The 13,232-nt window shown below is 68.5% G+C and carries 11 protein-coding genes; 3 read left to right on the forward strand and 8 right to left on the reverse strand.

Annotated elements, in window-relative coordinates:
- Positions 1-11: 11 nt before the first annotated feature.
- The 3 genes from VNM24_09490 to VNM24_09500 all read right to left on the reverse strand — a co-directional run bounded on the left by VNM24_09490 (position 12) and on the right by VNM24_09500 (position 3,112).
- The gene (locus VNM24_09490) at positions 12-1,427 is read right to left on the reverse strand and encodes an amidase (protein HWQ38824.1); all 1,416 of its coding nucleotides are present in this window, start codon (positions 1,425-1,427) and stop codon (positions 12-14) included.
- Between the two features lie 35 nt (positions 1,428-1,462).
- Complete coding sequence (locus VNM24_09495; GenBank protein ID HWQ38825.1) at positions 1,463-2,296, reverse strand: mechanosensitive ion channel domain-containing protein; 834 nt, start codon at positions 2,294-2,296, stop codon at positions 1,463-1,465.
- A 111-nt stretch (positions 2,297-2,407) separates the two neighbouring features.
- Positions 2,408-3,112 carry a superinfection immunity protein gene (locus tag VNM24_09500; protein ID HWQ38826.1) on the reverse strand — a complete coding sequence of 235 codons (705 nt, stop codon included), beginning with the start codon at positions 3,110-3,112 and terminating at the stop codon, positions 2,408-2,410.
- Between the two features lie 172 nt (positions 3,113-3,284).
- On the opposite strand from VNM24_09500, the gene VNM24_09505 reads away from it, so the two are divergent.
- Positions 3,285-3,869, forward strand: coding sequence for a hypothetical protein (locus VNM24_09505; protein HWQ38827.1), 585 nt, complete (start codon positions 3,285-3,287; stop codon positions 3,867-3,869).
- Between the two features lie 19 nt (positions 3,870-3,888).
- On the opposite strand, the gene VNM24_09510 is transcribed toward VNM24_09505, so the two are convergent.
- Positions 3,889-4,944, reverse strand: coding sequence for an alcohol dehydrogenase (locus VNM24_09510; GenBank protein HWQ38828.1), 1,056 nt, complete (start codon positions 4,942-4,944; stop codon positions 3,889-3,891).
- Between the two features lie 244 nt (positions 4,945-5,188).
- Here VNM24_09510 and VNM24_09515 point away from each other — a divergent pair, with 244 nt between their 5' ends.
- Positions 5,189-6,838: an amidase gene (locus VNM24_09515; GenBank protein ID HWQ38829.1), complete on the forward strand. Its 1,650-nt coding sequence runs from the start codon at positions 5,189-5,191 to the stop codon at positions 6,836-6,838.
- Positions 6,839-6,885: 47 nt separating this feature from the next.
- Here the strand turns inward: VNM24_09515 and VNM24_09520 are convergent, their stop codons facing one another.
- From VNM24_09520 to VNM24_09535, 4 genes are all read right to left on the reverse strand, one after another.
- Positions 6,886-9,360 carry an SAM-dependent methyltransferase gene (locus tag VNM24_09520; protein HWQ38830.1) on the reverse strand — a complete coding sequence of 825 codons (2,475 nt, stop codon included), beginning with the start codon at positions 9,358-9,360 and terminating at the stop codon, positions 6,886-6,888.
- A gap of 15 nt (positions 9,361-9,375) precedes the next feature.
- Positions 9,376-10,011: a protein-L-isoaspartate(D-aspartate) O-methyltransferase gene (locus VNM24_09525; protein HWQ38831.1), complete on the reverse strand. Its 636-nt coding sequence runs from the start codon at positions 10,009-10,011 to the stop codon at positions 9,376-9,378.
- Positions 10,012-10,154: 143 nt separating this feature from the next.
- Entirely contained in the window at positions 10,155-11,348 is a 1,194-nt protein-coding gene (locus VNM24_09530; GenBank protein ID HWQ38832.1) for a CoA transferase, read from the reverse strand.
- Between the two features lie 51 nt (positions 11,349-11,399).
- Entirely contained in the window at positions 11,400-12,362 is a 963-nt protein-coding gene (locus VNM24_09535; protein ID HWQ38833.1) for a tripartite tricarboxylate transporter substrate binding protein, read from the reverse strand.
- A gap of 72 nt (positions 12,363-12,434) precedes the next feature.
- Here VNM24_09535 and VNM24_09540 point away from each other — a divergent pair, with 72 nt between their 5' ends.
- The gene (locus VNM24_09540; GenBank protein HWQ38834.1) at positions 12,435-13,217 is read left to right on the forward strand and encodes a fumarylacetoacetate hydrolase family protein; all 783 of its coding nucleotides are present in this window, start codon (positions 12,435-12,437) and stop codon (positions 13,215-13,217) included.
- Positions 13,218-13,232 lie beyond the last annotated feature (15 nt).

Here is a 13,232-nt window from a genome sequence, read left to right on the forward strand (position 1 = left end):
AGGCGAAGAGTTCACGATTCACTGACCGGCGGCCTGAGATGCCGCCATGGCCGTGCCTGCTCGAAGGCGCGGGAAGCCTGCAGCACGCGCAGGTCCTGATGGCGCCCTGCGGCGATCTGCAATCCAACCGGCAGTCCGTCGCGGGTCAGTCCACAGGGACAGGTCGCCGCCGGCAGCCAGGTGAGGTTGAACGGGTAGCTGAAACCGGCCCAGCGCAGCCAGTCCCACTCGTGCTGTTCCCAATGCTCGGGAATGAGCCGGTCGGCCGGGAACGCGGCGACCGACAGGCTGGGTGTGACCAGCAGGTCATAGCGCTCGAAGAACGCGCGCACCTTGTCGTAGTACAGGAGGCGCTGCGCGAACGCCTTGCAGTAGTCGACCGCGCTGAACTTCTGGCCGTAGCGCACGAGCGCCACCAGGCCGGGATCCATGCGCTCGGCCCATTCCGGCAGGAACTCCGCCAGCATGCCCGCGAGATTGGCGGCGAACAGGCAATGCTGCATTTCGGTCGGATCGCCCCAGCCGGGATCGACCTCCTCCACGTGGCAACCCAGCTCTTCGAAGGCGGCGACGGCGTCGCGCACCGGCCGCGCGACCTCCGCGTCGACCCTGAGGTATCCGAGATCCGGACTGTAGGCGACGCGCAGGCCGGCGATGCCCGCGTCGAGCCGGGTGAGATAGTCCTCCGTCGGGCCGTCGATGCTGGTCATGTCGCGCGCGTCGGGACCGGCCATCGCCAGCAGCATCAGCGCGGCGTCGGCCACGGTGCGCGTAATCGGACCCACGTGCGAGATCAACCCGTTGGGCGGCTGAGGCCAGTACGGCACGCGTCCCTGCGAGGGCTTCAGCCCGTACACGCCGCAGAATGCGGCTGGCATGCGGATCGAACCGGCGCCGTCGGAACCCTGATGGATGGGGCCGATCCCCACCGCGGCGCACACGGCGGCTCCCGCGCTGGACGCGCCCGCGTTGTAGCCGTGTTTCCAGGGATTGTGGGTAATGCCGGTCAACGGGCTTTGGCTCACGCCCTTCCACCCGAACTCGGAGGTGGTGGTCTTGCCGATCGAGATCGCGCCGGCGGCGCGCAACCGCTCCACGTGGACATGGTCGAGATCCGGAACGCGATCGCGGTAGATGTGCGATCCCGCCATCGTGCGCACGCCTCTGGTCAAGGCGAGGTCCTTGATCGTGGTCGGAACGCCATGCAGCAGCGGCAGGCGCTCGCCGCGCATCACCGCCGCCTGCGCGCGCTCGGCTGCCTCCATCGCCGCCTCGAAGGTCGGCGTGCAGATCGCGTTGAGCTTCGGATTGAGCTTCTCGGCGCGCTGCAGGACGGCGCGCATGAGTTCGACCGGCGAGAGCTCCTTCCCGCGGATCAGGCGCGTGAGCTCGGTGGCCGGAGCAAAGCACAGTTCTTCGTTGTTCATCGATGTGCACCCGGTTTCCGGGGTAGGACGGCGGCTCAGGCCTCGGTGCCCGGTCCCGTTGCCGTCCGCTGCGCTGCCATGTAGCGGGTGATGATCTCCTGCTCGGTGCGCGTGCGCTGGTCGGCCCGGCAAGGATAGCGCAGCACCAGCGTGACCTTGCCTGCATCCATCAGCCGGACTGTCACTCGCGGTTCGGCCGAAGGCATCACCACGAACTGCTCGCCCTCCAGTTCGCGCAGCGCGTTCTGCGCCGCAGCCACGAAGTCGGCGCACACGGCCTTGGTGACCTCGATCAGCTTGCGCCGCTCGGTCTCCACGTCGCTGCCCGCGGCGAGCGGGACCTTCAGCAGCCCGAGCTGATAGTCGCCGAGGCGCGAATGGTTCTTCAGCGGATGAGCCACGTAGAAGCTGTTCGGGAACTGCACCACCCGCCCCGTGAACAGGTGCTCCTCGCTCATCTCCAGCACGGTGGTCGACAACAGCGTCTGGTCGATGACCTCGCCCTTGACGCCGTTGATCTCGATGACGTCGCCGAACTCGAAACTTCCCGAGGTGGTGCGATGGATGTAGCCGAGGATCGAGGTCAGCAGCTCCTTGCCCGCCAGCACCAGGGCCACGCTCAAGGCCGCCAGCGACAGGGCCGCCGCGCGCAGCTCCGCGCGCCACACGAAGAGCAGCGCCACCAGCGCCAGCAGCAGCGAGAAGTTGCGCCAGAAAACCGAGGCGCGCAGCTTGGTTTCCCGCGACAGCGAGGACCGGCGGCGCAGGATCGCGGTGATGGCCAGGTTGGCCACCACCACAGCGACGATCACGACGATGGTGCCCAGCAGTTCCGGGCCCAGACTGTAGAGGAAAGAAAGCAACTGCATCGCGGATGGCCGCGCCGTCAACGCATCACTTCAAAGCCCGGCGCGCCGGAAATCACGCTCCGATGGGCGGTCATGCCGCCGGGATTGCGCCGGGTGCGGACGGCAGCAGCTTCAGCGGTTGAAAACCACGCGCGCCGCCGCCAACACGTCGGGCTCCGCCGGCTCCAAGACGGGAGGCGTTTTCCAGGGCGCAACCTCCTCGTCGTCCCCGTTTCCCATGGGCAGGGGCTGGCCCGGCGGCTGAGCAGCCTTGGCCCGGTCGACGATCGCGGTGCTTTCCTCGGCTTCCAGCAGCCGCGCGTACTCGAAGACGTCGAGCAGGCTGCGCTCCTGTTCGACGCCCTCCGGCCCGTCGATGAGCAGCTTCTGCAACTGGCGCGCTTCGTGTTCGTCGAGATCGGTGGCGGACCTGCGCTCGCCGTTGCGGGGCAGGTCGCGTCCGCAGTAGCGGCACACGATCGCCTGCGCGCGGATATGTTCGGCGCAATACGGGCACTGCTTGAGATTGCCGGCCGGCGGGGCGCTCTCCGCCGACTCGGCGGAGCCTTCGACCTTCCACCTCGGCTCGAGCAGTGCGTCCGGAACGGGGGCGGGAAGCTCGTCGGCGAGGCTGCGCACGTCCTTGTTCACCGCCCATACCAGCGCGGCAAACCAGCCCAGGCCGGTCCATCCGAGCACCAGGTTGATCGCGCCGATGGTCCAGAGGTAACGGTGCCTGCGCTCGAAGGCGATCAGGAAAGGCGCGAGGTAGGCAAGGAAGGCAAGCGGGACCAGCGCCACGAACCACCCGGCGTTGGCCGTGATCAGGGGGTTCAACGGTTCAAGGATTCTCGTCTCCTCCCAGTGGCCCCGACATTTGTCTAGTTTAGTGCGGGTTTCCTCGAAATCTCAACCGATTTCGTCGTGCCGGGGCGCGCGCGATGGTCAGAGGCAGGGCCAGTCTTCGTTTGCGCGAGCGCCCGGGATTGAGAAGTACAATCGAGGCCGGATGACACTGCTGCTCCTGCCCTTTCTGCTGCGCGTGGAGGCTGCCGTGGTACTGGACAACGACTACGTGCGCGTGACGCGCGACGCCGCGCCCTGCGCGCAGGCGGCAACACCCGGCTGCGGACATCGCATCGTCGTGGCCCTGGGCGACCTGACGCTGGTCTCGGGCGCGGCCCCCCGGCGCATGGCCCGCGGCGACATCGCGGTTTTCGAACCCGGTGAGTCCTACGAGCCGCCGGCCGGCGCTTTCTACGAGGTGGCGATCAAGCCCGGGCACCCGCCGGTGCTCCGGCCGCCGGAGGTCATCGCCGCGGAGAAGAACACGCTGCTTTACGACGCCGCGGAGTTTTTCGTCTTCGAGGAAAAGCTCGATCCGGGCGACACGCGCGCGCGCCACAGTCACAGCCAGCGCGTGGTCATTCAGCTCAATCGCACGCGGCTGCAGCAGTGGCCGGACGGCGAGCCGGAAAAGTTCGTGGACATCGTGCCCGAGCGTCCGACGTTCAGTCCGCCGGTGATCCACGTCGTCAAGAACGTCGGCGCGGCACCGCTGCGGGGTGTGGTCATCGAGTTCAAGCCGCGCTGAGCGCCGCCTTGTCCGCAGCTCAGGCGATCTCGGCGACCACGCGTCCCGTGATCTGTCCGGCCTTGAGCTCGTCGAGCGTGCGGCTGACTTCCGACAGCGGCCGTTTCTCGAGCGGGATCGGCTTGATGCGCCCGGCGCGGGCCAGCCGTACGACTTCCTTCAGCTCGGCCACGTTGCCCACGCTGGAGCCCTGGATGCGCCAGGCCCGTTGCACGACCAGCACCAGCGAGATCGGAATCTCGCCGCCGTAGAGCCCCACCACGATCAGCCTTCCGCCCTTGCGCAAGGCCCCGAGCGCGAGATTCGCGGTGTCCGCGGAACCAACGAGATCCACCGCGCCGTACAGCGGCCCGCCGGCGATGCGCTGCAGCTGCTTCAGCGCGTCGGGATCGCGCCCGTTCACCGCGGCGGCGGCACCTTCCTTGCGCGCCACTTCGAGTTTGCGCGCATCGATATCGACCGAGATGATCCGTTCATGACCGAGAGCCCTGAGCATCTCGATCGCCATCAGACCGAGTCCGCCGGCACCCAGCAACACCACCCATTCGTCTCGCGGGATCGGCTGCAGTTGCGAGACGGCCGAGTAGGTCGTCAGCCCGGAACAGGACAGCGTCGCCGCCCATGCGGGATCGATGCCGCTCGCGTCGACCAGGTACTTGGGGTGAGGCACGAGCAGATGATCGGCATAACCGCCCGGGCGCTGGATGCCGATCCAGCGCGGCGTCATGCAGTGATTGTCCATGCCCTCGGCGCAGCGCGCGCAGTTTCCGCAGCCGATCCATGGACACACCAGCCGATCCTGTCCGATCGGCACATCTCCGGCGTCGGGACCGGCGGCGATCACGGTGCCGAAGGGCTCGTGTCCCAGCGTCACCGGCGGATGCATGCCGCGCTCGCTCATATGCAAGCGCTTGCCGCCGCCCAGATCGAAGTAGCCCTCGCGGATATGCACGTCGCTGTGGCAGACACCGCAGTATTTGAGTTTCAGGAGCACTTCGGTTCCACCGGGCTCGGGTGTCGCGCGCTCGCGCCGCGCAAGCGGTCGGCCCCATTCCACCACGTCGTAGCTGAACAATCTGTCCTCCCTCGCTGCGAAGACCGCGGCCGGCGCCCCCTGCGCCGTTGCCGCGCCTTCATCGCGCACCATCTTACCCCGGCAGGCAATGTCACCCGGATGACAGCGGACCGCGAGCCACGGGAGTATCTTGATCGCCGGGACCCGATCGGCCTGCCGCAACGCCGCTTGCGGGCGGCGCACCTGCAGCCGCTCGGGCAGTCCTGACGGTCCGCAACACAAACCGACGCGAAAGGAGGAGACCATGAACAGGGCCAGACGTTATTCCCGCCGCAGTTTCCTGCAAGCCGGCGCCGCCGGGGTGGCCGCCGGCGTCATGGGCGCCGGCGTACCCGGCCGGGCGCGCGCCGCAAGAGTCCAGGCGCCGCCGCCCATGGCCACCGCGCCCCGCGTGTTGCGCAAGCCGCCGCTTGCGGAACTCGAGCGCATCGCCGCCGCGTACAACATGCAGATCAGCCACGAAGACCTGGCGTCGCTGCGCAACCTGATGGACGGCGTGCTCGCCTCGTACCGGCGGCTCGATCAGTTCGCCGAGCCCACCCTGCCGGTGAAGTACCCGCGCGACGCGGGCTATCGCCCGAGCGCGGCGGAGAACAAGCTCAATGCCTGGTACTGGAAGTGCTCGATCAAGGGCGCGCCGTCCGGCCCGCTCTCCGGCAAGAAGATCGCGATCAAGGACAACGTCTGCGTGGCCGGCATCCCGATGATGAACGGCTCGAACGTGCTCGAAGGCTACGTGCCGGACATCGACGCCACGATCGTGACCCGCATCCTGGACGCCGGCGGCGAGATCGTCGGCAAGGCCGTGTGCGAACACCTGTGCTTCTCGGGCGGCAGCCACACCTCCGACACCGGGCCGGTGTTGAATCCCCACGACCCGACCCGTTCCGCGGGCGGCTCATCCAGCGGCAGCGCCGCGCTGGTGGTCGCGCGCGAAGCCGACATGGCGATCGGCGGCGACCAGGGCGGGTCGATCCGCATTCCGAGCGCATACTCCGGGGCCACCGGCCACAAGCCCACCTGGGGCCTGGTGCCCTACACCGGCGTATTCCCCATCGAGCTGACGCTGGATCATACGGGGCCGATCGCGCGCACCGCGGCCGACTGCGCGCTGCTGCTCGAAGCGATCGCCGGGCGCGACGGGCTCGATCCGCGCCAGCCGCACGATCTGCGCACCGAGCCTTACACCAGGCAGCTGACGGGCGAGGCGCGCGGGCTGAAGATCGGGATCGTGCGCGAAGGGTTCGGCTGGCCGAACTCGGAAAAGGACGTCGACGAGATGGTTCGCGCCGCGGCGCAGCGTCTCACGCGCGCAGGCGCCAGCGTGAGCGAGGTGTCCGTTCCGCTGCACCGCGATGGCATCCACATCTGGAACGCCATCGCGGTGGAAGGCGCCACCATGCTCATGGTGGCCGGCAACAGCATGGGTACCAATTGGAAGGGTCACTACACCACTTCGCTGCTCGACTTCTACGGGCGCAGCCGGCGGGCACGCGCCAACGACCTGTCGGAGACGGTGAAGCTCGTCATCCTGCTCGGCCAGTACATGCAGGACAACTATCATGGCCGCTACTACGCCAAGGCCCAAAACCTGGCGCGCATGCTGCGCGCGGCCTATGACGAAGCGCTGGCCGGCGTGGACCTGCTCCTCATGCCGACCCTGCCGCTCAAGGCGACCAAGCTCCCGGCCCCCAACGCGCCACGCGAGGAGTATGTCGCACGGGCGCTGGAGATGATCACCAACACGGCGCCCTTCGACGTGACCGGCCATCCCGCCTGCACAGTCCCCTGCGGCATGTCATCCGGGCTGCCGGTCGGCATGATGCTCATCGGCCGGCACTGGGAGGACGGTACCGTGCTGCGCGCGGCCGACGCATTCCAGAAGCTCGCCTGAGAAAGTCCCGACGCTCCGGGCGGCGGCCGCTGCAGGCCGCCGCTTCTTCATGCGCGCGGCGCCGGAAAGGTCGCGGCGCAGACGGCGTAGAGCCCGATGGCGATGAGGATCACCGCGCTGAAGCCGAAGTGGATTGCGAGCAGCGTGGCCAGGATCGCGCCGGCCACTGAACTGCAGGCGTTGATGCCCCAGGCCCACGGCACCGTGCGCCCGCCACTACGGCTCAACGCCTCCAGTCCGAGCGGAAACGGCATGCCCATGCACAGTCCCAAAGGCGCGATGAGCAGGATGGCGGCCGCGATGCGCGCCGCGTCCGGCAGGCGGACCAGGATTTCGGTCAGGGCGGGCAATGCGAGCAGGTAGAGCGCGCATGCGATCGCGATCCCGCACACCGGCCAGGTCACCGGCGGAACACGGCCGCGGCGGCCTGCCATCCAGCGCCGGGAAGCCGCGCTGCCCACGCCGGCCCACAGCAGAAACGAGAACAGCGCGACCGCCACTGCGTAGCTCGGATGGCTCAGGAACAGGATGAATTTCTGGATGAACGCAATCTCGATGAACATGAAGCCGAGCCCAACCGCGGCGAAATAGAGCGCGCTGCGCGCGCGCAGTGCGGCGGGTTGCGCTCCCGCGCCGCGCAGCCGGCGCAGCGGCAGAAGAATGAACAGGGCGCCCAGCACAAGCGCCTGCAGCAGGGTCGCCGCGAGCAGCGGATAGCCCCATTCGATGAGCGGCAGCCCGCCGCGCTCCCTGAGCCTGAGCAGCTCCGGCAGCGTGCGCCAGCGGAAGAAATGCGCAAAGTAGGGGCGATCGTCGGTGGCCGGGCGAACGTCGAACTTGTAGCGCTCGAAGAAGGCCGCGCGCTGCGCACCCAGGAGTGCAACCGCGGCTTCGTGGAAATACGGCTCCTCGAGCCGGTTGTAGACATCGGACTGCGCGGCGCTCATCCCCGGATACCACACGAGGTCGAACGACCTCTGGCGGCAGAATGCACGCAGCCGCTCGAGGTCGCTGCCCGTGACCGGCCCGTTCTTCACGAGCAGCGTCGCGGTGTTCCAGCTTCGAATCATCATCATCCGCCCACCGGGATCGGCGACGCCGGAGCGCTCGAGCGCGACAATCGCCGTGGCGAGCAGCTTCAACGCGTCGCGCGGCGGCAGATTCACCCAGCGGGTGATCGACAACAGGCCCTGCGGCGCGAGGCGCTCCAGATAGGCGCGCAGCGCCTCGACCGTATAGAGGTAGTTTTCCGACAGCGCATACAAACCGGCCGAAGAAGCGGCGAACGAATCGAGCAGTCCGATCTGGATCACGTCGTAATGGCCGCGGCTGCGCGCGATGAAGCCGCGCGCCTCCGCGACGTGCACCCGGACGCCGGGCCGACTGTACGGCTTGCCGGAGAAGGACGCGAAGCGGTTCTGCACCAGATCGACGATCTGCGCATTGAGTTCGACCGCGTCGACGCCGGGCGCGTGGTGATAGAGCGCCTGCAGCACGTCGGCGCCAGCACCCGCGCCGAGCACGAGCACGCGCGGGGCGGGCTTGAGATGGTAGGCCAGCGCCGAAGTGAGATCGTCCAGATAGGCCAGCGCTTCCAAGCGACCGTCGAAGCGGTTGAGCGCGCTCATCCCTTCCCCGTCCGTGAAGATGCCCAGTTGCTCCGGAGGGGCCACCGCGGCGTTGAAACTCAAGCCGGGCGCATGGCGCAGCGGCACCCGGGGGCTTTCCACCACCGCGATCCAGCCGAGCGGGCTGGAGCGCTCGGCGAGCACGCGGGCGCCGATCGCCTGCATGGCCTGCGAGAGCTGCTTGTAGGGCGACAGGCGCAACTGCCCGGCGGGTGTCTGCAACAATGCGGCGAGCGCGATCGCCGCGAGCAGCGGCACGGCGGCGATCAGTCGCGGTCCGCGCGCTCCGCTCACCCAGGCCAGCGCGGCGGCAGCCAGCCCGAGCGCGGACACGCAGCCCAGAACATTCATCGGCGCCAGCACGTACAAGACGAGGATCACGCCCAGACTGCCGGCCGCCGCGCCCAGGATGTCGAAGCTGTAGACGGCGCGGGCCGCGGCGGCGTGGCGGGTAAAGCACAGGCACGCGCACAGCGCCGCGAAAAAGAAAGGGACGAACAGCAGCAGGTAGATGAGCGCCAGCCACAGAGGCTGGCGCAAATCCCACAGAAACTCCAGCGCGTTGAACGGGACCGCCTGCGCGGCGAGAAAACCTGCGCTGGAGGTCAAGCCGAACGCCGCCGCCGCGGCCGCGAAGCTCTCGAACAACCTGCTGCGCAGCCGCTCTCCCAGCAGGGTCACCGCGGTGCCGGCGGCGCCGTAACCGAGCAGCGCCACGCTGATCATCATGTACGCGAAGTGATGCCACTGGATGATCGCGAACAGCCGGGTCAGCAGGATTTCGTAGGCGAGCGCCGCCGCCGAAACCATCGCCAGCGCCATTCCGAGCGCCAACGGTACGCCGGTTTGCGCGCCCGCGTCGTCCAGCGCGCGAAAGGACCGATCCCGTTGCACGCGCCGCGTCCCGGATCAGTGCTTTCCGGTCAGCGGCACGAAGCGCACCGGCAGGATCTGCCGGCTTCGCACCGAACCGTCGCGCCGCTTCTCCACCAGCAGCAGGTACTGCGTGAGAAAACTCGGCCCCACCGGTATCACCATGCGCCCGCCGGGCTTGAGCTGCTGGATCAGCGGGGGCGGAACGTGGCTTGCGGCCGCCGTGACCACGATGCCGTCGAAGGGCGCGCGCTCCGGCCAGCCGTAGTAGCCGTCTGCGACCCTCACCTCGACATTGCGGTAGCCCAGCCGCGCGAGCCGCTCGCCGGCCGCGCGGCCCAACGGCTCGATGATCTCGATCGTGCACACGCGCCGGACCAGTTCGGCCAGCACAGCGGCCTGGTAACCGGAGCCGGTGCCGATCTCCAGCACGGCGTGACCGGCCTTCGGGTCGAGCAGATCGGTCATCAGCGCGACGATGTAGGGCTGCGAAATGGTCTGCCCATGGCCGATCGGCAGCGGTCGGTTCTCGTAGGCATAGGGCTGCTGGTTGTGCGGCACGAACAGGTGCCGTTCGATCTTGTTCATCGCGGCGAGCACCAGCGGATTGAGCGCGGCGCGTCCGGTCTCGGCGGCCGTGGCCGCCGCCAGGCGCTCAATCTCCAGCACCATCCGGTCGCGCTGCCTGGCGTGTTCGGACTGCGCCCGCGCCGCGAACGGGATGGCGAGCGAGGCCAGCAGGCGCAGCGCGGCCCGACGTCGCAACTGCGCGCGTGCGCTGCCGGTCGTGCTGCGCAACTGCGCGCGAGGACGCGTCACGGCTCTGCACCCTCGCGCGGGAGCGACGAGAGCACTTCCCCGTTGTGCTCGCCGAGCAACGGTGGAGGCAGCGCGTACTCCAGCACGGTGGCCGACATGCGGATCGGATTGGCGGTCATGGCGAGCCTGCCGGCGCTGCGGTGGGGCAGCTCGATCTTCATGCCGCGCGCGCGCACCTGCGGATCCTCGAACACCTGGTCCATGGTGTAGATCGGACCGCAGGGAACACCGGCTTGCGTGAGCATCGCCACCCAGTGGGAAACGGAATGCCGCGCGAACCAGCCCTGCAGCAGTCCGATGAGGAGGCGGCGATGGCGCACGCGCGCGCTATTGGTGGCGAAGCGCGGGTCCGCGGCGGTTTCCGGATGGCCGGCGGCGGCGCACAGCCGCGCGAATTGCGCGTCGTTGCCGGCCGCGAGCATCAGCCAGCCATCGGAGGCCTTGAACGGCTGCGAGGGCACCACGCTGGGATGTACGCCGCCGTTGCGCCTCGCCACCACGCCGGCGCCCAGGTAGGCCGAAGCGATGTTGGCCATCGACCCCACGCCGACGTCGAGCAGGGCGATGTCGATGTGCTGCCCCTGGCCACTCTGCTTGCGGTGCAGCAAGGCGGCGAGAATGCCGATCACGGCATACTGCCCGGCCATCAGATCGACCACCGCCACGCCCACGCGCTGCGGCGTGGTGCCGGGCATGTCCTCCGGCTCGCCGGTCACGCTCATGAGGCCGCACATCGCCTGCGCGATCGGATCGTAACCGGCGCGCTCGGCGTAAGGCCCGGTCTGGCCGTAGCCGGTGATCGAGCAATAGACGAGCCCCGGATGCAGCGCGTGCAAGGACTCGTAATCCAGGCCGTGGCGCTTCAGGTCGCCCACCTTGTAGTTCTCCACCAATACGTCGCAGCGCCGCGCGAGCGCGCGAACCGCCTCCTGTCCCTCGGCCGTGGCGATGTCGATGGTGACCGATTTCTTGCCACGGTTGCAGCCGGCGAAGTAGGTGGTTTCGGTCGTGTCGCACCCCCGGGCATCCTTCACGAACGGCGGACCCCAGCCGCGCGTGTCGTCGCCGCTGCCCGGGCGCTCCACCTTGATCACCTCCGCGCCCAGATCGGCCAGGATCTGCGTGGCGAACGGACCCGCGAGCACGCGCGTCAGATCCAGCACTCGAATCCCCTTCAACGGTCCTGCCATCTCTTTCCTCACTTCAAATCCGCAAAACCGGCCACCGAGAGCAGTGAAGTTCTAGTCCGGCCTGGCGCCGGACATCCTGACGATCGGGCGCCACTTGTCGATCTCTTCGCGCAGCAGATCCGCGAATTGCTCCGGCGTGCTCGCCCGCGGCTCGAAGCCGGCGGCGACCAATCTGCCGCGCACCGCCGGATCCCCGAGCGCCAGCTCGAGTTCCCGCTGCAGGCGCTCGATCACCGGGCGGGGCGTGCGCGCCGGCACGAAGATGCCGAGCCACGAGTGGGCGCTGTAGCCCTTCAGTCCCGCTTGCTCGACGGTGGGCACGTCGGGCAGCAAAGCAGAGCGCGTCTTCGAGGCCACCGCGATCGCACGCAGCTTGCCGGCACGGATGTGCGGCAGCGCCGACGCGATGCTGTCGAACATCAGCTGCACCCGCCCGCCGATCAGATCGAGAATCGCCGGCGCGCTCCCGCGGTAGGGCACGTGCAGCAAGTCGATACCGGCCATCGATTTCAGCAGCTCGGCTTCCAGGTGCGACACCGTACCGCTGCCCTGCGAGGCGATGTTGAGTTCGCCGCGCCGCTTGCGCGCCAGCGCGATCAGTTCGGTCAGCGAGCTCGCCGGCAGATCCCTGTTGACCACCAGCACGTGCGGGACGTTGGCGATGAGCGAGACCGGCGCCAGGTCCCTGACCGGATCGTAGTTCAGCCGCGGGTACAGCGTGGCGGAGATGGCGTAGACCGAGGCCGGACCCATCAACAGCGTGTAGCCGTCCGGCGCCGCGCGAGAGACCAGTTCCGCGCCGAGATTGGCGCCGGCGCCCGGCTTGTTCTCGATGACTACGGACTGGCCGAGCCGCGCGCCGAGTTGCTCGCCGGTGAGCCGCGCCAGCAGATCGGTCGCGCCAGCCGGCGTAAAGGGTACGATCAGGCGGATCGGTTTTTCCGGATACGCCGCGGGCGCGGCGTTGGCCGCAAGAAGCGCCAGCAGCGCGACCGTCCATCGTCGTGCAGGCATCGCGTGGTGTGCTGAACGGGACAGGACAGCGAGCATACCGCCAAGCCGATATGATGTGGTCGGGAGGAAGGCATGAGCGTCAGAGCAGAAGAGGCCGCGGCGGCGTTGACGCGCGATCACGCCGGAAAGCGCAAGTTCATCCCCTTTGCGCGCGACTATGGCGCGATGGACATCGCCGGGGCCTACGCCATCCAGGCGGCCTACGTCGCGCGCCTCGAAGCGAGCCTGGGCCGACGCGTGGGCTACAAGATCGGGCTCACCTCCAGGCGCATGCAGCAGATGTGCGGCGTGGATCACCCGAATTCCGGCGTCGTGTTCGAGAAGCGCCTGCACGCGAGCGGCGCGACGCTGTCGCTGGGCGGCCTGGTACATCTCGGGCTGGAGTTCGAGTGCTGCGCCCGGCTCGGCCGCTCGCTGGGCCCGAAAGCGGACCCCTACACGCTGGAAGAGATCTCGGCCGCGGTGGAAGCGGTTGCACCGGCGTTCGAAGTGATCGACGACCGCAACGCCGACTACCCGCTCGATCTGCTCTCGCTGATTGCGGACAACTCATGGAACGAGGGCAACGTGCTCGGCCGGTTCCGGACTTCGTGGCCGGACCTCGCCCGGGCGCGCAGCGCCCTCGAGTGCGACGGCAAGCTGATCGATGAAGGAATCGGGCGCGACGTGCTGGGTCATCCGTTCGAGCCGCTGCGCTGGCTGGCCAACACGCTGAGCGCGCAGGGCCGGGTCTTGAAGGCGGGCGAGATCGTCCTGACCGGGAGCTGGGTCACCACCCGGTTTCCCCGGGCGGGCGAGCATTACCGCCACACCATCGAAGGCATCGGCTCGGTCGAAGTCAGGCTCTCGGCATAGGTGCGCAGGCGGCAA

The organism is Burkholderiales bacterium, from assembly GCA_035560005.1.
GTDB lineage: Bacteria > Pseudomonadota > Gammaproteobacteria > Burkholderiales > Eutrophovitaceae > DASRFY01.